Below are 22,136 nucleotides of genomic sequence, written 5' to 3'. Positions count from 1 at the left end.
ACGGCCTCCACAACTTCAAGCGCCGCCGGCGCGTACTGCGCCGGGCGGGTGAAACTGACGACTTTTGTGGATTTGAGATGCTCCTGACTCAGCGCCTGGATCGAGAGTTCATCCAGCAGGTGAATACGGGAGGTGAAAACCCCTTTCTCACTGTCCAGCGGCACAATCATGCCGTCCTTCAGCGCTGCATCAATGGCCACACGAATATCCTTAATCTCCGGCAGCCGTTCACTCAGCTCAGCGGTGGTCATCATCAGCTCGCCAAAGGTGAAGCGCGTTTTACTGTCGCTGAGCTGCGAGATGGCCAGCCGGACAGCCTCAGTCAGTTCCGGACGGGGTATTTCAGTGTCCAGCTGCGCGGCAGGTAAGCTCCTGGTCGCCGGTGTCTTTTCGGGACCGGTCTGTGCCGGCTGACTCAGCGTGTCAGTCTGTTGTGGTACTGGCTGACGGGACTGGCTCTCCCGTTCTGCGGGTTGAGCAGGTGTGTCGACGCTCTTTTCTGCCGTGGACGACGTCTGCAGAGAAGCCTGTTCAGGCCCGGCTGGAACCGGCTTAGCCTGGTGACCTCGCTCCGGCTGAGGCGCGGTCTCACGAAGACCTGCATCACGCGGCACCACGCTCTCCTGATACGCCTTCAGGTCAAATCCCTTCTCCTTCATCTGGCCCAGCCAGCGCTCCATCAGGCGCATCCGTGAAGGGTCAACTTTCGCCCTGCGGGTGTCTTTGGCGGCCACATCCCGGCTGCGCAGCGTGGCTTCAGCCCCCACGGCCCCCTGAATTTCCCGGCCCCGTGATGAATATTCGTCCCTGACTTCTTCCGGAACGCCCTTGATCTCCCACATCCCATGCTTGCCTACTTCTTCCACTTCATGGCCGAGCGCTTCAACCCGCTCGCGCAGCGCGCTGCGATAGATTTTCCCGAGGGTGACCTGGTGCTTCATGACGGTTTCGATAAAGCCGGCGTTATGGATATAGTCCGTGGCCAGAGCTTTCCATTTGCCCGCATACTCCGTCATGTTGGCAATCAGGAGATGGGTGTGCAGCTGCGGATCAAGATTGCGCGAGGTATCATGCGTATAGGCGGCCGCCACCATCTTGCCGGTGTGTACGATGGACGTAACGCCGTCTTTCGTGTCGCGGGCCGAGATGAGCTTCTCCACATAGCCGGCCGCCACGCGGACGGCATGGTTATGTGCTTCCACCATTTCTTTATCGTTGCCGATGAGTGCCAGAATGGACACGCTTTTGGGGGCGGAAAAAGTCAGGTCATGGCCGGGGCGGTGGACGTGCTGTCCGTTAACCTCCTTGCCAAGCCGTGAGCCGTCCGGCAGGCGGCCCTCGAGCACGGCCGTCAGATCATCGCCACGAACATTGCCCTCAAGACCCAGCTCTTTTGTACCTTCCCCCATCCAGAGACTCTGCAGGCTCCCCAGAAAATAGTAGTTATCGGAATTGCTGTAGTAGCCTGCAGCCTCACCGGCTGACGCTACTGGGGCGACAGACATCATAGGTCATGCTCTCTCTCGTAATAGTGATGGTCGTTTTCGTCGTAACCCGGGTCGTCCGCGTGACGGTGAAGTAAAATGTTCTCTTCTTCCTGCGCCAGCTGACGGTGGGTGCTGTGGGCTTCATCCTGGGTCTGCGGTGTCACTGACTTCCCTGCCGTCGTCAGACTCAGGCCGCCGTCAGGCAGTGCCGTCACCTTCATATCCAGGTTCATTGATTCGCCCGCATTCTCGCTGGCCTGATCTTCGCCTCCGCCTGAGGTGGCTCCGGTATTGAGCCGCCGTTTCAGCATCCCCAGTGCGCCGACTGCAGCTGGCTCGGAGGGAGCATCCAGCTGGGTTCTGCTGCGGATTTTTTGCAGTGCTGCAGGTATTTCCGGTTTGAGGGGCGCAGTCTCTTTTTGACGAGTTACTGAAGGAGGAGAAGACCGAAGTGAAACGACGTTCTCTTTTTTGTCTTCGGTGACAGTGTCTGTCACCGTGCTGTGATTTTCAGTTACGACTTGCGTAACCACAGGCGCTGTTCGCGATGTGACGGGCTCCCTGTCCGGATTGCACAGGGTCAGGCTCTCCACGTCAGGCGCCATATATCCGCCGCCTTCCGGCAGCCGGTAAAACTGCCAGAATCCCCCCTGATACTCAGGGCAGTAACGCTGGGCATAGGCGTACACGGATGCCTCGGACGTCATAAAATCGCCGCCAAACAAATCAGGCAGGAAAGTCAGGCGCTGCGCACCCTCAAGACGAACAGCATCACAGGTCACGGTCTGGTTCATAGATCCTCCACGGTTAACATATTCTCGGTTCCGGCATCGCCGTGACGACACGACAGACCGGCGAAAAGCGGAGGACACAGGGGCGACGCCGCAAGCCGCAGCGCAAAGCCTTCACGGGCTGAATGCACCGTGAAGGGTGCGAACGGGTGAGGACGGAGGCGTCAGCGAACCCTTGTGGCCGATGCGGCCGGGCTACAGTGAAGTCACGGCGCATGCCGTCACCGCACGGAGCTTCAGGGGAGTTTCATTGTCCCGACGTGGCCCGGAGGGCAGCGGCGGATAGAAGCGGAAGGCACTGACATCCTTTTCGCTGTGGATGTCCACCGGTTGCCGGGGCGTTACCCCGGCTCTTTCCCTTACGCGGCCAGCGTCTCCTGTAATGCGTGAACGTCCTTCAGCTCATTCCTGACGGATTCAGGCTCCTGCCGCCCGGCTTCCCAGGCCATACCGATCCGGTTTTCCAGCTCACATTCATAGTTACGCAGAACGCGGGACAGGAGTACCGCCGGAACACTCACCTGACGGTTTGCCACTTCCCGCTGACGGGCCAGGAGATCGCTGACAGTCAGATTATTTACCCCCTCCTGGCGGTATTGCGTCATTTTCATTTCGCCGATCGCCTTCATCAGATTCCGGATTTCAGCCCCGTCCGGTTCTGGCTGGGCTTCACGGCAGGCCACGCTAATCCCCTCTTCCGTCCAGACCAGCAGGACCAGGGGTTCGTCAAACGTGAACATGTTTTCAAGCTGTACACAAAGTTCTTCGCGGGTTCCGTACATCGTTTGTTCTCTCTTGTAAGGGGCTACAGGCCGGGCATCAGCCCGGCAGGGTCAGTCAGTCCTGAAAGGTTTCGTCCAGCACCAGGGCTTCGCGGTAGGCTTCAAGAAGCAGGGTGTTGATCCGGCGCAGAGTCTGCGCAGCCATACGTTCGGTAAGCGTTGCCGCGTCGTGCCGGTGCTGCGATTCGAGGCGGTTCAGCAGCATCCGCACGTCACACATGGCATTGCTGAGCGCGGCCACGTCCGCGCGCAGGTGTTCAAGGCCCGGGTAGTTCATGCCGCCTCCGGATAGTCGGGGTAAAACGCGCCGTCATTGGCCGCCGGCATCCTTCTTGCCCGTTCAACCTGTGCCAGACGTCGAACGCTGGCGGCGTGGTACTGCTCAAGCATCTCGATCCCGATATAGCGGCGGCTGGCTTCGGCGGCGGCCACGCAGGTGGAGCCGCTGCCGGCGAACGGGTCAAGGACAATAGCCCCCGGACGCGTGAGCGATTCAATCAGCGGCCGCAGGCTCTGCACCGGCTTCTCCGTCGGGTGATGTCGGTTGCCCGTGTATTTCCAGGGGATCACGTCCGGGATGGGACGGTCCGGGGTTTGCGGCCTTCCCTTTGCCAGCAGGTAGGCACTCTCATGGGTGTAACCCACGAACGTCGATTTTGAGGCGTAGCTCTTGGCAAAGACGATATGGCCAACCACCCGGAAACCGGCCGTTTTCCACGCATTAAGAAACAGATCCGCGCGGTTCCAGGCATAGAAACTCACCATCAGGCCGTCATTTTTCAGCACGCGGTACATTTCATGACAGGCGGGCTGGAGCCATTCGGCAGAGTTGTCCCCGGCCAGGGTGCGGCCGGTACGGTCCTTATAGCCAACCAGGTACGGTGGATCGGTAAGAATAAAATCGACGGCACGCGCCGGAAAACGGGACATCACCTGCACGCAGTCACCCAGAATAAAACGGGACATAGACACACTCCTCTCTGATATGCGGCACCCTCTTGCGCCGTGCCGCCACAAAAACCCGGCGAAAAGCGGAGGGCGCAGGGGCGACGCCGCAAGCCGCAGCGCAAGCCTTTCACGGGCTGAATGCACCGTGAAAGGTGCGAACGGGTGAGGACGGAGACAACGTGAACCCTTGCGACCACAGCGGCCGGGTTAGCGTGAAGGCACGGCGTTGAACACGCCGCCGGCTGGCGGCAATAAGGCGGAGGGAACCGACATCCTTTGTTACCGGTTCTGGTAGCTGATGAGTCAGACAGGGTATGGCAGAATGCACACTGATAATGGATTCGCGCCGTTATCTTACATGTGTGCCTTTGATTTCAGGACGTCCCCGACCGGAGACGTCTTTTTTTTGAGTCGGATATATGGCAGGTGAAAGTGTGAAGTGATTGTGTGATTATCAGCGCTGAAAACATCTTAAGGGTTTTCACCTGTAACGAATTGCATGGCTTCAGGACACCCCTCCCCGGATGGTGTCCTTTTTTTCAGCGCCCCTTACAGGATTGAGAGAATGCCAGCCGAAGATTGGAATCTGGAAGTGGGCAGCTGGCACGAAACTTATTTAGCTGTTTTGCAGGCTGAGACTAACGATGATCGGAGTACGCGAAACTCTATCACGTCGTTACGCCCGAGGAGCTTGAGAGCGTCTGGGGAACAGGCCATTGCAGCCTTCAGTGCCAGTGAAATGGCGAGGCTGCGGTAGCGGTTTTGCAGCATGATGGGGGCATCAGCAGGCACTGCGTCAGACACCTGTAGATATGCTTTCCATGCATCTGGCTGAGCCAAAGCATTACGTTCCACGGCTTCGAACTGGTCTTCACGTTCCTTTTGCTTTTGCTGGTTAAGAACCAGATATGAACCTCCGGCATTCACCGCACCGGGTATTGCCAGTGTGAGCGCCACAAACAAAATTGCAGTATTACACTTCATTTGTCCTCCTCATTGTGTTCATCTCATTTTTTCCTGACAGTTCAACAGCTTGCTGGCCTCCCCTAGCGTCCCCCCCGCTCTCTTAACCTTTTGCATCAGTCCCTCCCGGGCTGTCTGGTTACCATTCTGAATGATGTTCCTGTCAGGATCGGTTCTTCGGCTTTTTATCGTCAAACGCCAGGAGAACCCCGAGGCCGATCAGTGAGGCGTAGCAGACCTGCATCGCAATTGTCACCGGCAGGGAGATGTTATCAACCAGAACGCCGGGAACCACAACGGCCACGCCTGCCAGTATCATTCCCCTGCCGGTCTTTTTGACCAGATCCGGCCACTGAGATTCAGGCACGTTCCGGGCACGCAGAAAGTTATGAATGCACTGCTCTGCCTTCTGTTTAATCACTGACATGTTTTAGTCTCCGAACGCCCGTTGCATATTTTTCTTTATCCTGGTCGCTTCACCGGATACCGGTGCGGCAGGCTCTGTTGGTTTCTCCGGCACTGCAGCCATACTCACGTCAGCCGTACCGGCCATCTGCTGAACCAGAACCTGCAGCTCGCTGACCGTGCCGGGCGGTACCGGCATGCTGGCCAGCAGACGCGGCAGCTCCGGTGCGGTCGTATGCAGGGCCAGACCGGTGATAATCAGGTTTCTCAGCAGCTCTCCGCGCAGGCGGGATGACACGCCCGTCAGCACACGCTCAACCCGTTCACTGCTCCGGTCATCCTGAAGCGTCAGGGTGTAACGCCGGCGCTGGTATTCCGTCTCCGGTGACATGGCCAGAGCCGCCACGCCACCATCAGGCTCATCAGGAAGTCCTGAGAGTGAAGACCAGGTGCCGGAGACCAGGGCCATCACGGCACAAAGCCGGATGGCGCTCAGATGCCCGTCAAAGAACACCGGGATCAGCGCCGGTAAACGGGCATCCGTCTGGTACATCACCGCCCCGGCGGTGGCGGCGGTCCGGATGAAGTCACCGCGCAGGGGCTGTGAGATGGTGCTGATGGTCGCCATCGCCGCGATGTCGGTGCGATCGTCGCTGTGAAGATAGAAAGAATACTGGCCGTCCGGCACGTTTAGTCCTCTTTATTGTAAAGGGCAATCTCTCTGGCCAGCGCCAGCTGCGGATCGCCTATAACCTCGATACGGTCAGGAGCCAGAGGCCAGGCCTGACGGATAGCCTCTTCAATGAGGGATGCCCCTCCCCCGACCAGGAATACCCGGTTAACGTTCCTGAAGGCCGTCAGCTCACTGGTGACACGCGCGCCCAGGGAAGTGATTGCCTCTGTAATTTTGTTCAGAACATCGTCAATTTTTCCGGCATCGTTGATCACTCGCTGCAGATACTGACGATCATTGCGGTTGCGGATGACCGTGTCAGCAATAAGCGCGCTGGTTTCGCTGTCTGCAGCCCGCAGCGCGCCTGCAGCTGCGCGGGTGACCTGTGACACGCCGACAGACGGATTGCCGTGTACCGCACTGATATCATCAAACTGTCCGACAATCACGCCGGCATCGAGCGTGGTTCCGCCGAGATCGATAATCAGTGTGGTCTCAGCGGGTCCGGGCTTCAGCTCGGCGAGACGGGAGAACGCCGCCGGCAGTGATTCCGGCATCACCTTCACGTCCGTTACGGTAAATGCCCTGCCCTTATTCAGAACCAGCTCACGCATCAGGTTTTCCCGTTTGCGTCGGATGTTCTCCTCGTTCCGCTGGCAGTCCCCGTCATAATACTCGCTCAGGGGCAGCGTCACGGTCAGGCTCACCGGCTGCGGCTCAAGTCCGCTGTTCAGCAGGGCATGATGCACGGCCAGCAGGTTGAGATCACCGTACTGGTATTCCACGTTTGTCGTCGGGATGGCATCCCGGCTGACGCTGTCCCAGGTGTATTTCAGCGTGCCCACCTGATAGTTGAACGTTGCGGCACTGAATTCCGCCACTTTCCAGCCATGCCGGAAGGAGTTAGCTGAAACCCGGGTCTGCAGCTCGTTTCCTTCAAACCATGCCAGCTTAACATTAGTTGAACCATCATCGCAGTAAATATTCATCATTATGCTCCGTTAATTAAACTCAATTTGATACATATTATAAGAGCAAAATGGCAAAACAAAAGCCTTATTTCTCATTGTGAGTAATTTAAATATCTCACAATGAGAATAAATAGCATTTTGAGTAACTTAGGTTACTCACCCTGTTCATGAAGCTGGTGATCTGGATTATCCTCGCGCTGTTAAATATACTGTATGCATAACCAGTATATTTAGACGTCAGGAGGAAAGATGAAACTGCAGCTTTTCAGCACCGGGAAAGCACTCCCGCCACAGGCCCATCCGTTGTTTGCAGACCTGGCCAGCTGCGGTTTTCCCAGCCCTGCCGCTGACTATGTCGAGTCCGACCTGGATCTCCATGATTACTGCATACGGCACCCGAGCGCGACTTACTATCTCCGTGCCAGCGGTGACAGCATGTCCGACGGCAGCCTTTACAATGGCGATCTGCTGGTTGTGGACAGTGCAGAGAAGCCCCGGCACGGCGATATTGTTGTGGCCAGCGTGCAGGGGGAGTTTACGGTTAAACGGCTTCTGCTGACGCCACGACTGACGCTGCAGCCAATGAACGCCGCCTGGTCGCCGATTTATCCCGACCCGGACGATCTGGATATCTTTGGCGTCGTCACGCACATCATCCACCGCCCGAGGGAGATGTACTGATGTTTGCCCTGGCCGATGTGAACAGCTTTTATGCCAGCTGCGAACGTGTTTTCCGCCCTGATTTGAAAGGAAAGCCGGTTGTGGTGCTCAGTAATAACGATGGCTGCGTCATCGCAAGAAGTGCCGAGGCAAAGCCCTGGATCAAAATGGGCACGCCGTGGTTTCAGATGAAAAACGAAAAGTACCCGGAAAAAATATACGCGTTTTCAAGCAACTATGAACTTTATGCCTCGATGTCAGCGCGCGTCATGAACTGCCTGGAGGAGCTGGCCCCCAGGGTGGAACAGTATTCGATTGACGAGATGTTCCTCGACCTGACCGGCGTTGAGCACTGCATGGACCTGGAGGACTTTGGCCGGCAGCTGCGCCAGCACGTGTATGACTGTACCCGTCTGACCATCGGCGTGGGTGCCGGTCCGACCAAACCCCTGGCAAAATCAGCCCAGTGGGCCTCAAAGGAGTGGAAACAGTTTCGTGGCGTGCTCGCCCTGACCAGGGGGAATCCTCAGCGAACGCGGAAACTGCTTTCACTACAGCCGGTCGAAGAGATCTGGGGCGTGGGAAACCGTATTGCACGCAAGCTCAATCTTCTTGGCATCAGGACCGCGCTAGATCTGGCCCTGACGAACCCGGCCTTCATCCGGAAAAATTTCTCCGTCGTTCTCGAGCGAACGGTGCGCGAACTGAACGGGGAAAGCTGCATGTCGCTTGAGGAAGCCCCGCCTACGAAACAACAGATTGTCTGCAGCCGCAGTTTTGGCGAGAAAGTCACTGAATACGATTCGCTCCGCCAGGCTGTCTGTCAGTACGCAGAGCGGGCCTCTGAAAAGCTGCGGAAAGAGCGCCAGTACTGCCGGCATATTTCCGTTTTCATCAAAACGTCCCCGTTCGCCGTTAAAGAGCCTTACTACGGCAACGTGGCCACGGAGAAACTGCTTACTCCCACTCAGGATACCCGGGACATTATTGCGGCCGCCACAACGGCTCTGGAGCGTATCTGGAAGGATGGGCACCGGTATGCCAAAGCCGGTGTAATGCTGAATGACTTCACCGGCTCCGGCGTTTCGAAGCTGCAGCTGTTCGACGAACGTCCGCCACGTCCTCACAGCGCTGAGCTGATGAAGGTTCTCGATGGCATTAATCATTCCGGTCTGGGACAGGTCTGGTTTGCAGGACGAGGGATTGCGCCTGCATGGCAAATGAAACGCGATATGCTCTCCCCTGCGTACACTACCCGCTGGAAAGATATCCCCATAGCGAGGATCGGTTAAATTACGCCTTTCAGAGAGAGCCAGTAGTGCTCGCCGCAGCCGAACGACAGGGCGAAGCCCGCGAGTGAGCGAGGAAGCACCAGGGAACTGCACGGACAAGTTCTGCTTACGCTCGGAGTCTAATGGTTCGCTCTTTCAGGTTTATCCACTTATCCACGGACATATTTTTATAAAGTCTTTTTTAATTCTTTTTTCTTTATTTTACTCCTTTTAGGGAGCCTGAAAGCCGCATGCAGCGCGCCCTGAGAGGAGTTCATTATGGGCAACTGGTTAACATATTATGGGTAATTAATCACGTATCTGTGGGTTCCATAGCAACAAGCTATGGGATATGCATCAACAAGCTATGGGAAACAGGTCAAGTTTAGATCTCAATTATCCACTTGTGGATAAATTGCATATTTTCCCGGTGGATAAGTAACGTGATAGCTTGCAATTTCTGTTTTCACTGTCATTATGGGTGAATAATAATTTACCCATAGGCCTTGGAATGGATACTCAAGCACTCTTGCCAGCTACTAAAACGTTTAAAAAACGCGCCAGTATAAAGCAATCTAACGAATTGACCGAAGCCGCATATTACTTGCCTCTTCAGGCAAAACGTGTGCTGTGGTTATGCCTTATGCAGGCCTATTTCAACGACAGTCAGGATGATGATTCTGACGTATTACCTCTCTTCAAAATTAGCGTTTCCGATTACGTCAAATACTTCAATGTCGCTACGTCTGTCGCCAGTCGTGATGTAAAGGCTGGGGTAAATGCTTTGGGCGAATCAACGGTTACCTTCTATCCAAAAGAAGGTGAGTTTGAAGAAGTTAAACGTCCTTGGCTTGCTGAAGCAGGAATGAAGAGAGGCCGGGGTTCCTGGCAGATTGAGTTTAACTACAAGGTCATGCCATTCCTTGTTGGCTTAACCTCCCAGTTCACAACCTATTCTCTCTATGACTGCGGCCAGCTCAATAGTGTTCGTGTCATCCGGCTTTATGAAAGCCTGTGTCAGTTCCGGAGCACTGGTGTCTGGATCACCACACATGACTGGTTATGTGAAAGGTTTATGCTTCCAACCTCGCAGAAGAACAATATTGCGGAAATGAAACGTACCTTCCTGGAACCTGCGCTGAAGAAAATTAATGAGAAGACGCCCTTAAAGGTAAGTTATACAACCGAAGAAGATGGTCGCTTACTGTTTAATTTTCTTGATAAAAAACAATAATCTGAAATTTATCCTATATCCCCCCTTGGACTGTTTATTACTTTTGGGGGGATACTAAACTTGCTGTATTTCCCACATTACATGCCGAACTTGACCTGTTTCCCACTGTTCGGGCTGCCCTCTAAGTTGACTTCTTTCCCACAGTCCCGGCCAGTTATTAAGTTGACCTGTTTCCCACGGTTCGTGCCGTCTGCGAAGTTGATGTGTTTCCCACAGTCCGGGCCGTCTGCGAAGTTGACCTGTTTCCCACAATGCGGGCCATCTGCGAAGTTGACCTGTTTCCCACAGTTCGTGCCGCCTGCGAAGTTGATGTGTTTCCCACAGTCCGGGCCGTCTGCGAAGTTGACCTGCTTCCCACAGTCCGGGCCGTCTGCGAAGTTGACCTGTTTCCCACATTACGGGCCGTCCGCAAAGTTGACCTGTTTCCCATATTCCGGGATGTCTGTGTAGTTGACCTGTTTCCCATATTCCGGGGGGCTACAAAGTTGACCTGTTTCCCATAGAACACCGATTCTATGGCTGAATGATCTGCGGCCGGAGTCTGCAAAGATTAATCTTGAGTCCCAGCTGTGCGGCAAAGAGATATGACTAGATAAGAAAATCTGTAGCAGCCATTAAAAAAAAGCATGAAGTCATGCTTTCATGCTTTCATGCTTTCATGCAATCATTAAGTTGCTTTGTACTTTTTAGTAAGCGAGGTGACAGGCGATTAGAGTGCATATACTTAGATGAAAGGATGAAATAATGATTTCATCCTTTCATGAAGGCGGGGGTCTGAGTGGTTAACCTGGAAATGAAATCATGATTTCATCATTTCATTTTATTGCGATACATTTCATATCCTGCAAGGAGCATATCTGTCATCGATATTCCCTGTTCTGCCGCGTAAGCTTTCATCTCTTTATGCTTAGATACCGGCACTTTGATTTGGATAGGTTTAACCGACGAATCCGGCGCAGCTCCCTTTCCGGTAACATCCAGAGTTGGCTCATCCTCCTTAGGAGGCGCAAGTTTTATTGATTTTCCTGGGGCTTTCATAGAACTCCTCATATCCAAAATAATGAAATCTTTAAATCATGCTATCATGAATTAATGATATCATGAATTTCTTCGATCATTTGTTTTGCTGTTTCGTTTAAGGATTTGAAAGGAGTTTCATGGAGGGCACGCCCCGCATCCAGAGCCTCACCGTAACTGGTTTTGAATGGAATGATTGTATTGAGAACTTTGAAGCCCCACGCCTTGATAGTCTCCTGAGCTTTTTCGCCCTGTGACTGAGATGGTGACTTTGCGACAATGAATACGATTTTGCTTTTCTCAATGCCCTTTTTAATCAATTCGCGGGCAAGTTCCAGAGAGGGTTCCAGATCATCAATTGTGGTCCCAGTGGTTATGATAACGAGATCAGATTCATCAGCCACATCCAGTGATGTTGTCTCTGCTGCAGGACGACCATCGATGATAAGCAAATGGCAGCTATCTTTCATTTTGACAGCTGTATCTACCCGGCGGTAAAGAGCGCAGTCAATTTGGCTTAGACCATTGTTCTCGCGTCGTTCTGTCCACTTCAGAGAGGTTTGTTGCTTCGTGTCTATGTCCGCCAGATGAGTCTTCCATCCAGCTTCAGTAAACCCAACAGCAAGTGTTCTGGCTTTGGTACTTTTTGAACCTCCGCCTTTCTGACCAACGATCGATATAACCTTTCCCATATATACCACCTTCATTAAATCATGATTTCATTAAACACATACATCCCACTTCTCATATTGCCCAAAATCGAACAACTTAACAAGATGAAATCATGATTTAATGATATAATTATAGCGTGATTTACGTAACTGACTGATAGTAATACATTATCAAACAATGAAAGCATGATGTAATGATTTCATGATTAAGTGCGCGAGGATAGTTTATGAAACAGTACACATTGAAAATCTACTTTGGAGATAACTCTGCGCCTGCTTATTTTGGTGGCGACAGGCAGGATGATTCATCGAATACGACACCGTTCCAGGTGGCTCTTAAAAAGTCGCGAGACTGTAATTCATATGCCGCTTGCTTATGTACGGGTAAAGAATTGCCACTCTCTGTGAGGCTCAGAGTGGAGAAACATCATTTAGCTCGATTCCCACTCACGGGTATAAAACACAGAGAGGACTGCAGATTCTATAGTAGCCTCAGTCCTGAAGGGCCGCAGGGGTGTTATACACAGGACGCATTGAAAGAGAAGCCGGATGGAACAATCAATATTAAGCTTGATTACCCGTTGCAGGTAACCGGTCCGTCAAGTCCCATAGATAGTTCTCTGCGTTCTGGTGATGCTTCACGGAACAATAAACGCGACACTGTTTCTATTCTTGGTCTTCTACATTTTCTCTGGGAGACAACCAGCTATAACACATGGGTACCTAAAATGGACGGTATGCGTTCATCCACCAAACTGGGTTATCACTTGTTTAAGCAGGCAGAAAAGATAGAAGCAGGCAAAACAAAGTTATCTGACGTTCTGCTCACTCCGGCCTACACGAACTCCAGCGATAGCAGAAGAAACAGCATGACTGTCGAACGTGCGAAAGTTAATAAACAACGTCTTGTAGTTATTGCTGAGCTTGCAAAGTTCTCTGAAAGTTACATGGATGGATTAAATCGACTTCCTGTACGTGACTTTTCCGGCATGCCTTTTCTGGGACTTGATGATGCCAGATGGAAGTCTGCGTTAGACAGATTTCCAATTGCGGTGAATGGCTGGATAAAAGGTATGAAGGTATTTGTAATAGCTGTTACGGATGTTCCTGGCGCAAAATCAGCCCAGGTGAGACAGCTGGCCCTGATGATGGTAAGTGATCGCTACATACCGCTTGATTCATTGAATGAAGGGGCGTTTGAACAAAAGCTGTTCGAGCTGGAGCGATCGTTTTACAAACCCTTACGTTATGATTCATCCACTCATGAATATCTCGCGGATTTTTGCCTCACTGATGTTTCTACAGATAACCATTTACCTATCCCTGTGGAAATATGGGGGATGAATACTCCTGATTATCAGGAGCATCGGATAGTAAAGGAAAGATGGTACAACGCAAATTATGGCGAAACTGGTTGGTTATCATGGGATGCAACTCGAACATCTGTAGACAGTATCGAATCGCTTTTACCCAAGAAAATGAAATCATTGTATCATGATATCATTAAATAATGATTGATGTGCTACTGCCTCTCAAGAGTGCACATTCCCGCAACATTACTTCATTTGGGAAGGTGTTGCCGTCCTGTTCTACTGGCTGGCAAAACGCAGGATTGATACCATATGAGTGATAGGTGACATGACCTGGTTCACGCGTTCCGCCTAATAGTTGAAATGATGTTCTGATGTAGCAGTCTATCACCTGTAACTATTTGATTTAAAGGATATAAAATGGGAATTTTATGTGAGAAGTGTGATGCCAATAATGACCCAGATATTGATAGTTATTACAATGGCGTAGTTGAAAACAATTTAACCTCTTACACCTACGCTGCTAAATTTACTTGCTGGCGCTGTAAGCATGAAAATGACGTCACCATTGACACAATCTCATCTGATGAGATTGAAGAAGTGCTTAACTCTCAAATCAGGTATAACTAGTTCTACTAGCTTTTATCTTTGGCCGCGAATGCGGCCATATTTTAATGGTGATTTAAATGAATAACTTTCTCTTTTATGCACTTGTATATATAGGTGCTGGAATAATTGCCTATTATCTGTTTCTTAAAAAAAACTAAGGGCGCGCCAGCTTGTAACATTAGATATAAACTGACTACTTAAAAGTTACCCTTCAACATGGCCACCGCCTCATCGCCCGGCATCTGGAACTGCACCCGGTGACGTGCAGCCACATCGAGCGCAAACACCTTCGTATAAACTTCCGTTGAGCTAATCGACTTGTGTCCCATCAGGCTCTGCAGCACCTTCAGCGGGATGCCGGCATACAGCATGTGCATCCCGTAGCTGTGCCGGAACGTGTGCGGGGTGACCGGCACCGAAAACGTCACCCCGTCGGCTGCAGCCGCATCAACGGCTTCACTTATCCAGGTCCGGACCGTCCTGTCGGTGATTTCCCAGATGCGTGCCTTCTCAGTTCTGCCGGTGCGTTTATTACGGCGCTCCAGCGGAATTTTCAGGGTGGCCACCATCATTTCCAGCTGGCGGGCATACTGCGGATCGGAAAGCGGAACGATACGATGAGGCAGGCTACCGGCCGGAGCACGGCCGGCCGTTCGGGCCGCTTTCTCCGCACGCTGTTTGAGCGTGGCCAGCTGCACGAACGGGTAGGGCGGTGCCAGCGAAAAATCACTCCGTGTCAGGGCCAGCGCTTCGTTAATGCGCGCGCCGGTATTCCAGAGAGTGGCCAGCAACATCTTGCGGTGGAGATCGGGTACATAGTGGAGCAGGGCACTTACTTCCGGTGCCAGCAGATATTTCGGCAGTTCGTCCTGAACGAGCGCCATCTGGCGCAGTGCCAGCGCGGCCGGGTAATCGATGGCCACCGGCAACTGAGCAGAGGAAAAAGCCCCGGTATGGCCTGGCAGTGCTGGCATCATTTTATGCCTCTATTGTCATGCAGCTGCTCTACGAGCTCACCGGCTGCCTGCGCAGCCATTATTTCCCGGTTCACTCCGGCTTATCCTAATTTGCCAAACAACTGAGGCAGTTCATCAAACATCATCAGGTGACGGGTACGCTTTCCGCGAAAGATACGTCGCATCATCGGCGTGAAATCCGCAGGCTCCCAGCCATAGGGCCACGTATAGAAGATTCCGGCTTTCAGCGTGTTATCCGGTCGCTCAGGGCCAGCGACGATACGTCTGACCTCCGTGCTCAGCGCCTCACCGCGCAGGCCGTACTGTCCCAGGTAACGACGCAGCCGCGCTCTCGGCATCCGCGGATCGGATTTCACGTAAGCATTAGTATCCATAAACTGCGTAACGTTGATGATATTACTGCCGTACTTTCGCATGGTGCGCAATGCGGTGGCCATCTCGTCCGTTCCTGTCTGTGGTTCATCATCGGTTCTGTTCATCTGGTTTCCTGTTAACCGGGTTAAGGGTTGTTGCGTTGTCCGATCGTCTAAGCTGACGCGGTATCATCCTGCAGCGACCGGAAGGCAAGCAGGGCGTCCGTCCTGGAGATCAGCTCGGTACAGTCCCCGCGCTGCGGGTCGATCTCTTCATCTGTGGCCTCGTTATACCGCATACGCAGCCGCCATCCCGTCACGGGAGGCGCGTTCTGTATGGCCAGCACTATCCCTTCCGGCGACAGCAGCTCACGGAGGGTGTAGCAGGCGCCTATCCGGGTCGAGTCCCGCAGCCACATCACAGGGTACTCACTGACCAGCTGGTCATACACACATTCCGGCGTATGGAAGTAATTCCTGTCCGCCCTGCATAAATCACACATAACCCTTCCTCTATTGAGAAATCCCGCCAGCCATTATTTTTCCCTTAATACCAGTTACAGTCCCATGAAAATGAGACCACTATAAATACTGTTGTGATCTAGATAAGTATCAGAAGGCGGGCAAAGATAAATTTCATCGGACTGTTCATGGAATGCGGTTCTTGCTGTTTGAGACAGGTCAGCAAGGAACCAGCAGTTGTAGCCAGGCAGCCATTCAGCAATAGTCAATCCAGGGCCGGTGACAATCACCGGTTGCCCGGGGAAATTTGTTGCCCTCAAATTTGTCTGGTACTTCGATGGCCAGATTCTGTAATCCAGCCACAAATGTTTATGCTTGAAGGTGCCAGTGAGCGCCCCCCATACATTTTCTATTCCCGGATACATAATTCCTCGCTAATAGTCCCAACCTGCAACTATCTTTCCCTGACGTAATTTATTGCACTTCTCATTATCGCTTATAGTAAAAATCACTTACCTGATAATAAGCAGCCATATAACAACGGTGTTAAATTACCGGATGGCCGTTTCATGGTGATCCGACTTTTCCGTTATTTCACGATTTCCGGAAGTGTACCATGATTAGAGAATAAGCAAAGCGGCGTTTTCTGGTGTGGAGCATGTGAGGGTGAGGGGAAATGTCAGACACAATATATGGTGTGTCATCCCGCAAGGAAAGCGAAATTGACCACAAGATATGGCCTGCGGTGGCCGCTGGTCGCCGGGGCGGGGAGTGAAGATCCGGAACCACCAGACATCGGATCTTCGCTGCGAGAAGAAGGATAAATGTACAGATCGATGAAACTTGAGGGGAAGGCACAGAGGCATCTTAGGAAGGCCTCATAAACCACCGCGGTCAATCGGCATTAAAAGTAGCAGGTGAGATTGATGGTGATCTCGGTATACTCGGCTCGGAACTTATCCAGACGGCGCAACAGGCTATGACAATCCTGAGGTGGGTGAGGTGTGCACGTGAAAAAAGGGAGGTATATAAAACTGCAAAGCATGCTTGTTTCTGTGGCCGCACGAGTGAACCATGAAGTAAAAGACCTATGGAGGTTATTTAACATAAGATAGATTACACGAACTAAGTATTTGATTTAATTGCCATTCTATCTATTCAGTTATCTCCAGGGTTCATGCCGCGCCGTATCCTGAGACTGGCTGAGAATACGTATGATCGTAACCATCGAATGTGATGACACAAAATAGATCATGTGCTGTTCCACCGGCAGCGAGCAGATATCCTCTCCCAGCTCTGCGCGATGCGTGCCGATATCATGCATGGCCAGCACATCTAACACTGCGGCTATACGCCCGATATACGCATCCGCCTGAACAATCCCGAACTGTCGGAAGCTGTAGTCCCAGATTGCTTCCAGATCTTCTTCAGCTTTCGGTGTCAGCTCAATCTCTTTCATTTGCCACCCTGGCCCTGACATTATTCAGGAAGGCATCCTTGTTCCATGGTTTCGGCTCGCCGCTGCTGATCCCTTCGGCCAGCAGATCGCGCAGTTCCTGAAGGCGCGATTCGGCCTGCTTCTCGCGCAGCAGACGCAGCGCGTCACGCATGACCTCGCTCTGGGTACGGTAATCACCGGCCTTAACCAGGGAATCGATAAATTCACGCAGCTCATCACCCACGTCCACCGTCATTGTACGGGCCATAACCCCTCCGTTTCATTATGTAAGATTTGTTCTTACATCAGTATATCATTTTAGCATCAGGCTTCCATGCTCAGTGATCGAGACTATGGGCTGCATTTATGAGATCAACACGGATGCGAAATCAGATAGATATCTAATAGAATGCTGAGTTGTAGCCTTAAGCGAGAACTGGAAATGAAATTAACAGAAAATCGGGTGGATGCACTCATCGATACCCTGAACGACCTGATCTGTGATGAGCAAAGTATTACTCGCGAACAGCGAGAAAATTTAACTAAAACGGTTGCCACACTGGGTGGGCTTAAGGAGCGACTACGACTCATTTCTGCGGAGAAAGAAGCCAGACAGATCGCCAAAAACGAGAAGGTAAAGAAACCGCGCGAACCGGACCTGGTGTTTCCCCGAACTGGAAAGCCGTGGCTGGCAGAGGACCTCGATGTTATCCATTCCATTATCGACGATATACCTGATGACAGAATTGATGATCACATCCTGTGGCTTTCAAAACAGCAAGGGCGCACTCCCTATGCTGTCGCACTGAAGTTTGTTGGTGTAGGAAGAATGGATGATGAGTGGGCTAAAGCCTGGAAACCCGCGGCAAAATCGCTTCGAGAAGATTATGCAAAGCTTCATCCTGCTCCCTCTTCGGATATCAGCCAGGAATAATCGGTTTAGGTTTAGGTTTAGGTTTAGGTTTAGGTTGAGATGTATATGAAGTTATTTTGCAGCAGCATGTTTTATAATTATAAAAAGCTGCTCCTACAAACTATGGTAAAATAATAAACAATTACACTCCTTAATTTAAATATATCAATATCTTTGCCGATATATATAGTAAGGAAGGGAGTGTCATGAACGATTTTCATATTTTAAATATCTGTATTCAGAATAAGGATGTGGCAGGTGCAATGCGCGTGCTGCGTGATAAATCAGAATTTGCGGTGCGCAAGATTCTGGAGAAACTCAGGGTCAGGGTCACAACGCAAACCGGCAGGGCATTCTGGCATTATGTTCAGGGCTGGCTGTTAACCGCGTGTCGCCAGGGGAATATACAGCATGAATCATTCATTACCCGACGTTCTTCCCGCTATCCGGAACGCCAGCCAGCTCAGTCCCGCTGCACTCGATATGGTCAAACTTCTCGCACTTCTGGCCATGATTATCGACCACACCAATACGGTGTTTCTGTCGTCAGCCTTGCCGGTGATGTATGCGCTTGGCCGGATGGCCTTCCCCCTGTTCACGCTTATATGGGCTATGAACGTACAGCGTACCCCGGAACGACTGCAGAAGAGAGCCTATCGTCTGTGGATCTGGGCAGTCATAACGCAGCCGGTGTTCAGCCTGGCCTTCCAAAATCAACAGCCCTGGTGGGCCCTGAACATTCTGTTCGTGTTTGCAGGCGTCACGCAGCTGCTTGCCCTGCAGTACCGGCACGGCCGGAAAGGAATGCTTGCCGGGTATCTGCTCCTGGCCCTTATGATTTGGCCCCTGCAGCCGGCAAGTTACGGGCTGGCAGGAATAACGCTGGCCATCAGTATGGCAACGGTTTCTGGCAGCGATACACCCGGAGTGCAGCGGCTGGCAGCCATCACTGCCGTGCTGTCACTGATTTGTTTAAACGGGTTATCACATCTCCTGGATATGCCCGCAGAAACATTATTACTGGCCACGCTGCCTACTCTGGCATTCCCCCTGGCAGGGGTTTCATTCTGCAGGCAAATCTGTCCGGAGGGCCGCAGACGTTTCATGCCGCGTAATTTCTTTTATTATGCTTACGCCGGTCACCTAGGGATTATTGGTATGGTACAGTATACTTTCGCCTGATTAGGGAGGACGTGATGGCTATCAGTGAGAAAGAGCTGCTTGAGGCAGGTTTCAGCAAAAGCGAAGTGGACAATTTACAGGGCCGGCTTGCAGCAGGCGGAGGCACCATGCAGCATCTCATCGATGCGCTCTCACGGCGCTTCCGGGTGTCGGTATGGATCACTGTCGCGCTGGTTCTGGTTATGCTGGTCACCCTCATTCCCGGCAGCAGGACACACATTCTTTCCGGGAGCATGAGTTCCCTTGTTGTCCTGATCATTGCCTGGGTGACCTTCCCACCTGTACTGGGCTGGAAAGCATTCCGCCTGCAGAAGACTATTTCCCGGAAGGTTCAATAGTCAGTAAATCAAGCGCCACTTTGGCTTTAACTCCCCATCCCGCAATTTTAAGCGCCATTGCGGGACGTGGCGTTCCGGATACTTTCCTGAAGAAATCGGGCCTGGTCCAGTACCACAGCCGTTGTGCTTCGGGTTTCAGTCTCAGGCCATACGCGCCGTAGACTTCGCTGAATAGTGTGACAGCCTTATACGTCCCCAGCCCCTGCTGCCGGCTGAAGCCAAGAAATTCAGCGATCTCCATCGAGCCGTCAGCGAATATTCCCTCCGTCTGCTTATCACCGAGGAGGTTGTGCGCGGCTTCCCGTGAAATCGTGTTAAAGCCATTTACGACAATCACCGCGCCGGCCACCACGCCCACCGGCGTCATTGAGGACATCATGACGTCCCACCAAAGATGGCCGCACCGGCCACCACGACGTCGACCGCTGAAATGATGTAGCCCACAATTTTGTTATCGTCCCGGACAACCTTCACCTCAGCATAAAGTTTTGCATAGCCGGTTCTGAGCGATCGGGACTGCTCCAGCAGGCTGGTATTTTCAGCCCGTAAGGCACGCAGACAGGCCATACAGTCATCATCCGTTTTTGCCCGGCGTGCGGCCTCAAACTGGGCCATGATGAATGCCCTGATCTCATCCACAAACTGAATCCGGATAAAACCATCCTGGAGATGCATAGCCGCCACCGTGTTTGCCGTGTTAACCAGTTTCCTGGCCTCCAGGTTGATCATGGTTTCCGCCCAGGCACGGGGATTCTGGCCGGGTAAAAGCAACGTGTCCATTTTATCGTCTCGCTTATCTGTTTCTGAAAGCATATTCCCGAAACGATTTTGACAACAAAAAATGGGCACGCTGTCCTGCAGAACTCACTGATGCCGCATCGCGGCATGGAGGCGCCAGCTGAGGCTAGACAGGGAGAGAATGCCGATGGGCGCCGTGACCGGCGTAAGCCGCTGCGGTTTGAAAGATTCTGCCTATCCCATCCCTTACCCTGCAAAGCCATATCCTGTAACCGCCACGCCTGATGGTGACGTGCGCGGTCGGAGTGAGCCCGTCGAGGCCAGAGGCCGCTGACGGGCTGTATCTCCGCGTTAGCGCCGTGAGGCGCTTACGAGCGTGTATAGCGGGCTTGCCGCGACGCTAACTGCAGCAGCTCTTACTTCTAGTTACAACATCTCTCTTAAAGCGAGGGTGTTCCGGCCCTTCGGGCCGGGGCGGCGTCGGTTTAGCAGGGGTCAGGTATGTATGCGGTGCCTGGTTCTGGCGAGAACGGTGCCCGGCGCTTGCGACGGGAGGTACTTTTGATTTCCTTCTGAGCGCGCGGCCGTGAGGCCGCTGCATGCGAAGGCATTTTACGTTATCCACAGAGTTGCCGAAGACAAAGATCTACTCTGGAATGTAATGAACAGAGAGATAAAAAAGCTGAAGTAAGATTGTTTTGCGGAATCTCTTTTATTCATTTCCGCGTTACTTCACTTATTTGTTTGCGGATTTCTGTGTAAAAAAAAGAGACGATGGCCATTGCGAACCATAACGACCGGCAGAACGTCATAGTGACCGGAAGGAGAAAGGAGTAAAGGATGAAAAATGAGCAGAATGGCCGAAAAAAACCAGCACGAAAAGCCCCGGAGAGGGGCCTGTAAACAGAAAACTGTTGTTTCGTCTGTGACTAGTCAGGTGGAGAAAGCGCCAGATCCAGCTGGTAAAGATGCTGGATGGCCAGAGCCTTCAGGCGCTCAGATGTGCACCAGTACGCTTCGTCAGGCGGCAGGGTGCGGTAAATCCATTCAGATATTGCATGGAGTCGTTCATCTGCCGGCAGCTTAATCAGATTGTTGGCACGTTTACGCTCCGCGCCTTTTTTGCGGCGGTAAACGAGTGCCTCCCGGCGCTTACGGCCGGACCAGCATTTCCGCGCGCAATGGGGTTGAACATCATCATGTTCGCTCATTACCCCTTCCCGGATCAGCTGCTCACGCTCGGCGCTCTGGCGGAGCTTCTTCTCCTGCTCTTTAAACAGCTTGCCCATATCGACGCCCAGCATCTGAAATCCCACGGGGGTGATATAGACATACGTTGGCAGCCAGGAGCGGGATTCACGATCCCAGGTGCGTTCTTCCACAAGGCCAAGAACGCCAAACCGTACCTGTTCCTCAATAAGCCGTGAAAGGCGTGACACCGTCACCTCCGTTTCCGGAATGACATTGCCTTTGGCGTCCTTTGCACTCAGCTCTTTTGCAAGACGGGAGATACACATGCCGACGGTATGCTTGCCGGCATCACAGAAGCTGATGAGCACTGGCCAGAGCGCATCTAGCAGGCGCTGACGTTCCGGACGGAAGCCATATTTACGTCCTGCCTTACGGCGGCCGGCGACATAGAGAGGGTGACGAGAAACATGCATGCGCAGGCTGACCTGCCCGGTTTCTTTGTCTTTTTTCACCAGGCGATTGTATGCATGACCGAGCTGTCCGGAGAGCTTTTTATAATGCTCCGGGCGATACCAGGCCGGGTTCTCACATTTGGCTTTTGTAGAATGCTCACCGCGTTTGCGGCGGGTCAGTTTTTTTACCGGTGCAATGAGGAAATTACCCTGAGTGCCGGCATCGACATCCTGCCAGAAACGGGTTAGCTCATCTTTCGGTAGATCTGACCAGTGAACAGAAATCTGATTGTCATTCAC

24 protein-coding genes and 3 pseudogenes are annotated in these 22,136 nt (G+C 52.5%); 8 read left to right on the top strand and 19 right to left on the bottom strand.

Going from position 1 to position 22,136, the window contains the following annotated elements; all coding sequences use genetic code 11:
* Positions 1 to 5 precede the first annotated feature (5 nt).
* The 9 genes and pseudogenes from mobF to parM form a co-directional block, all read right to left on the bottom strand.
* Positions 6 to 1,508 (bottom strand): annotated as a pseudogene (gene mobF / locus KGP24_RS24490) (MobF family relaxase); the annotation flags it as partial.
* A gap of 572 nt (positions 1,509 to 2,080) precedes the next feature.
* A pseudogene (locus tag KGP24_RS24485) lies at positions 2,081 to 2,281 on the bottom strand (antirestriction protein); the annotation flags it as partial.
* Positions 2,282 to 2,637: 356 nt separating this feature from the next.
* Positions 2,638 to 3,060: a DUF1380 family protein gene (locus tag KGP24_RS24480; protein ID WP_154878171.1), complete on the bottom strand. Its 423-nt coding sequence runs from the start codon at positions 3,058 to 3,060 to the stop codon at positions 2,638 to 2,640.
* Between the two features lie 55 nt (positions 3,061 to 3,115).
* Positions 3,116 to 3,337 (bottom strand): hypothetical protein, encoded by a 222-nt coding sequence (locus tag KGP24_RS24475; RefSeq protein ID WP_013087144.1) that lies wholly within the window; start codon positions 3,335 to 3,337, stop codon positions 3,116 to 3,118.
* Positions 3,334 to 4,026, bottom strand: coding sequence for a DNA methylase (locus KGP24_RS24470; protein WP_223563685.1), 693 nt, complete (start codon positions 4,024 to 4,026; stop codon positions 3,334 to 3,336). Before KGP24_RS24470 ends, KGP24_RS24475 begins: the two co-directional genes overlap by 4 nt.
* Before the next feature lie 594 nt (positions 4,027 to 4,620).
* Complete coding sequence (locus KGP24_RS24465; protein WP_223538149.1) at positions 4,621 to 4,992, bottom strand: hypothetical protein; 372 nt, start codon at positions 4,990 to 4,992, stop codon at positions 4,621 to 4,623.
* A gap of 142 nt (positions 4,993 to 5,134) precedes the next feature.
* Positions 5,135 to 5,398 carry a hypothetical protein gene (locus KGP24_RS24460; RefSeq protein WP_058691307.1) on the bottom strand — a complete coding sequence of 88 codons (264 nt, stop codon included), beginning with the start codon at positions 5,396 to 5,398 and terminating at the stop codon, positions 5,135 to 5,137.
* A 3-nt stretch (positions 5,399 to 5,401) separates the two neighbouring features.
* Positions 5,402 to 6,064 carry a plasmid partitioning/stability family protein gene (locus KGP24_RS24455; protein ID WP_223538146.1) on the bottom strand — a complete coding sequence of 221 codons (663 nt, stop codon included), beginning with the start codon at positions 6,062 to 6,064 and terminating at the stop codon, positions 5,402 to 5,404.
* Positions 6,065 to 6,066: 2 nt separating this feature from the next.
* Positions 6,067 to 7,038 carry a plasmid segregation protein ParM domain-containing protein gene (gene parM, locus KGP24_RS24450; protein WP_080336844.1) on the bottom strand — a complete coding sequence of 324 codons (972 nt, stop codon included), beginning with the start codon at positions 7,036 to 7,038 and terminating at the stop codon, positions 6,067 to 6,069.
* 231 nt (positions 7,039 to 7,269) lie between these two features.
* Between parM and umuD the strand changes: the two genes are divergently transcribed.
* From umuD to KGP24_RS24435, 3 genes are all read left to right on the top strand, one after another.
* On the top strand, positions 7,270 to 7,701 hold the full coding sequence (gene umuD / locus KGP24_RS24445) for a translesion error-prone DNA polymerase V autoproteolytic subunit (protein WP_045337362.1): 432 nt from the start codon (positions 7,270 to 7,272) through the stop codon (positions 7,699 to 7,701).
* The gene (locus KGP24_RS24440) at positions 7,701 to 8,972 is read left to right on the top strand and encodes a Y-family DNA polymerase (protein WP_223538143.1); all 1,272 of its coding nucleotides are present in this window, start codon (positions 7,701 to 7,703) and stop codon (positions 8,970 to 8,972) included. The genes umuD and KGP24_RS24440 overlap by 1 nt, the downstream gene beginning before the upstream one ends.
* Positions 8,973 to 9,462: 490 nt before the next feature.
* Positions 9,463 to 10,185, top strand: a complete 723-nt coding sequence (locus tag KGP24_RS24435; RefSeq protein WP_029403849.1) for a replication initiation protein — start codon at positions 9,463 to 9,465, stop codon at positions 10,183 to 10,185.
* A gap of 810 nt (positions 10,186 to 10,995) precedes the next feature.
* On the opposite strand, the gene KGP24_RS24430 is transcribed toward KGP24_RS24435, so the two are convergent.
* Together KGP24_RS24430 and KGP24_RS24425 are read right to left on the bottom strand one after the other, a co-directional pair.
* Positions 10,996 to 11,223 (bottom strand): hypothetical protein, encoded by a 228-nt coding sequence (locus KGP24_RS24430; RefSeq protein WP_032663682.1) that lies wholly within the window; start codon positions 11,221 to 11,223, stop codon positions 10,996 to 10,998.
* Between the two features lie 44 nt (positions 11,224 to 11,267).
* The gene (locus KGP24_RS24425) at positions 11,268 to 11,894 is read right to left on the bottom strand and encodes a ParA family protein (RefSeq protein ID WP_032300957.1); all 627 of its coding nucleotides are present in this window, start codon (positions 11,892 to 11,894) and stop codon (positions 11,268 to 11,270) included.
* A 206-nt stretch (positions 11,895 to 12,100) separates the two neighbouring features.
* Between KGP24_RS24425 and KGP24_RS24420 the strand changes: the two genes are divergently transcribed.
* Together KGP24_RS24420 and KGP24_RS24415 are read left to right on the top strand one after the other, a co-directional pair.
* Positions 12,101 to 13,384 (top strand): DUF1173 family protein, encoded by a 1,284-nt coding sequence (locus KGP24_RS24420; protein WP_223563684.1) that lies wholly within the window; start codon positions 12,101 to 12,103, stop codon positions 13,382 to 13,384.
* A gap of 219 nt (positions 13,385 to 13,603) precedes the next feature.
* On the top strand, positions 13,604 to 13,813 hold the full coding sequence (locus tag KGP24_RS24415; protein WP_045890712.1) for a hypothetical protein: 210 nt from the start codon (positions 13,604 to 13,606) through the stop codon (positions 13,811 to 13,813).
* Positions 13,814 to 13,989: 176 nt separating this feature from the next.
* Here KGP24_RS24415 and KGP24_RS24410 read toward each other — a convergent pair whose 3' ends face one another.
* The 6 genes from KGP24_RS24410 to KGP24_RS24385 form a co-directional block, all read right to left on the bottom strand.
* The gene (locus tag KGP24_RS24410; RefSeq protein ID WP_045890715.1) at positions 13,990 to 14,769 is read right to left on the bottom strand and encodes a site-specific integrase; all 780 of its coding nucleotides are present in this window, start codon (positions 14,767 to 14,769) and stop codon (positions 13,990 to 13,992) included.
* An 80-nt stretch (positions 14,770 to 14,849) separates the two neighbouring features.
* Positions 14,850 to 15,248 (bottom strand): hypothetical protein, encoded by a 399-nt coding sequence (locus tag KGP24_RS24405; protein ID WP_161496803.1) that lies wholly within the window; start codon positions 15,246 to 15,248, stop codon positions 14,850 to 14,852.
* A gap of 47 nt (positions 15,249 to 15,295) precedes the next feature.
* The gene (locus KGP24_RS24400; RefSeq protein ID WP_223538138.1) at positions 15,296 to 15,625 is read right to left on the bottom strand and encodes a hypothetical protein; all 330 of its coding nucleotides are present in this window, start codon (positions 15,623 to 15,625) and stop codon (positions 15,296 to 15,298) included.
* Between the two features lie 54 nt (positions 15,626 to 15,679).
* Positions 15,680 to 16,009, bottom strand: coding sequence for a hypothetical protein (locus tag KGP24_RS24395; protein ID WP_223538136.1), 330 nt, complete (start codon positions 16,007 to 16,009; stop codon positions 15,680 to 15,682).
* Between the two features lie 737 nt (positions 16,010 to 16,746).
* Complete coding sequence (locus KGP24_RS24390; protein ID WP_223538134.1) at positions 16,747 to 17,043, bottom strand: type II toxin-antitoxin system RelE/ParE family toxin; 297 nt, start codon at positions 17,041 to 17,043, stop codon at positions 16,747 to 16,749.
* Positions 17,030 to 17,290, bottom strand: coding sequence for a type II toxin-antitoxin system ParD family antitoxin (locus KGP24_RS24385; RefSeq protein ID WP_223563584.1), 261 nt, complete (start codon positions 17,288 to 17,290; stop codon positions 17,030 to 17,032). Before KGP24_RS24385 ends, KGP24_RS24390 begins: the two co-directional genes overlap by 14 nt.
* A gap of 141 nt (positions 17,291 to 17,431) precedes the next feature.
* Between KGP24_RS24385 and KGP24_RS24380 the strand changes: the two genes are divergently transcribed.
* The 3 genes from KGP24_RS24380 to KGP24_RS24370 all read left to right on the top strand — a co-directional run bounded on the left by KGP24_RS24380 (position 17,432) and on the right by KGP24_RS24370 (position 19,455).
* Positions 17,432 to 17,956 carry a hypothetical protein gene (locus tag KGP24_RS24380; RefSeq protein WP_316045621.1) on the top strand — a complete coding sequence of 175 codons (525 nt, stop codon included), beginning with the start codon at positions 17,432 to 17,434 and terminating at the stop codon, positions 17,954 to 17,956.
* Positions 17,957 to 18,346: 390 nt separating this feature from the next.
* Complete coding sequence (locus tag KGP24_RS24375; RefSeq protein ID WP_223563583.1) at positions 18,347 to 19,117, top strand: TraX family protein; 771 nt, start codon at positions 18,347 to 18,349, stop codon at positions 19,115 to 19,117.
* 14 nt (positions 19,118 to 19,131) lie between these two features.
* Positions 19,132 to 19,455, top strand: coding sequence for a hypothetical protein (locus KGP24_RS24370; protein WP_223538127.1), 324 nt, complete (start codon positions 19,132 to 19,134; stop codon positions 19,453 to 19,455).
* Here KGP24_RS24370 and KGP24_RS24365 read toward each other — a convergent pair.
* Together KGP24_RS24365 and repA are read right to left on the bottom strand one after the other, a co-directional pair.
* Positions 19,433 to 20,235 (bottom strand): annotated as a pseudogene (locus KGP24_RS24365) (DUF4225 domain-containing protein). The gene KGP24_RS24370 and the pseudogene KGP24_RS24365 overlap by 23 nt on opposite strands.
* An 887-nt stretch (positions 20,236 to 21,122) precedes the next feature.
* The gene (repA, locus tag KGP24_RS24360; protein WP_181368425.1) at positions 21,123 to 22,136 is read right to left on the bottom strand and encodes a plasmid replication initiator RepA; all 1,014 of its coding nucleotides are present in this window, start codon (positions 22,134 to 22,136) and stop codon (positions 21,123 to 21,125) included.

Origin of the sequence: Enterobacter sp. JBIWA008 (assembly GCF_019968765.1) — a bacterium.
Taxonomy (GTDB): Bacteria; Pseudomonadota; Gammaproteobacteria; order Enterobacterales; family Enterobacteriaceae; genus Enterobacter.
The sequence above is the reverse complement of the archived record's forward strand: the minus strand, read 5'-3'. Positions and strand labels throughout refer to the sequence as shown.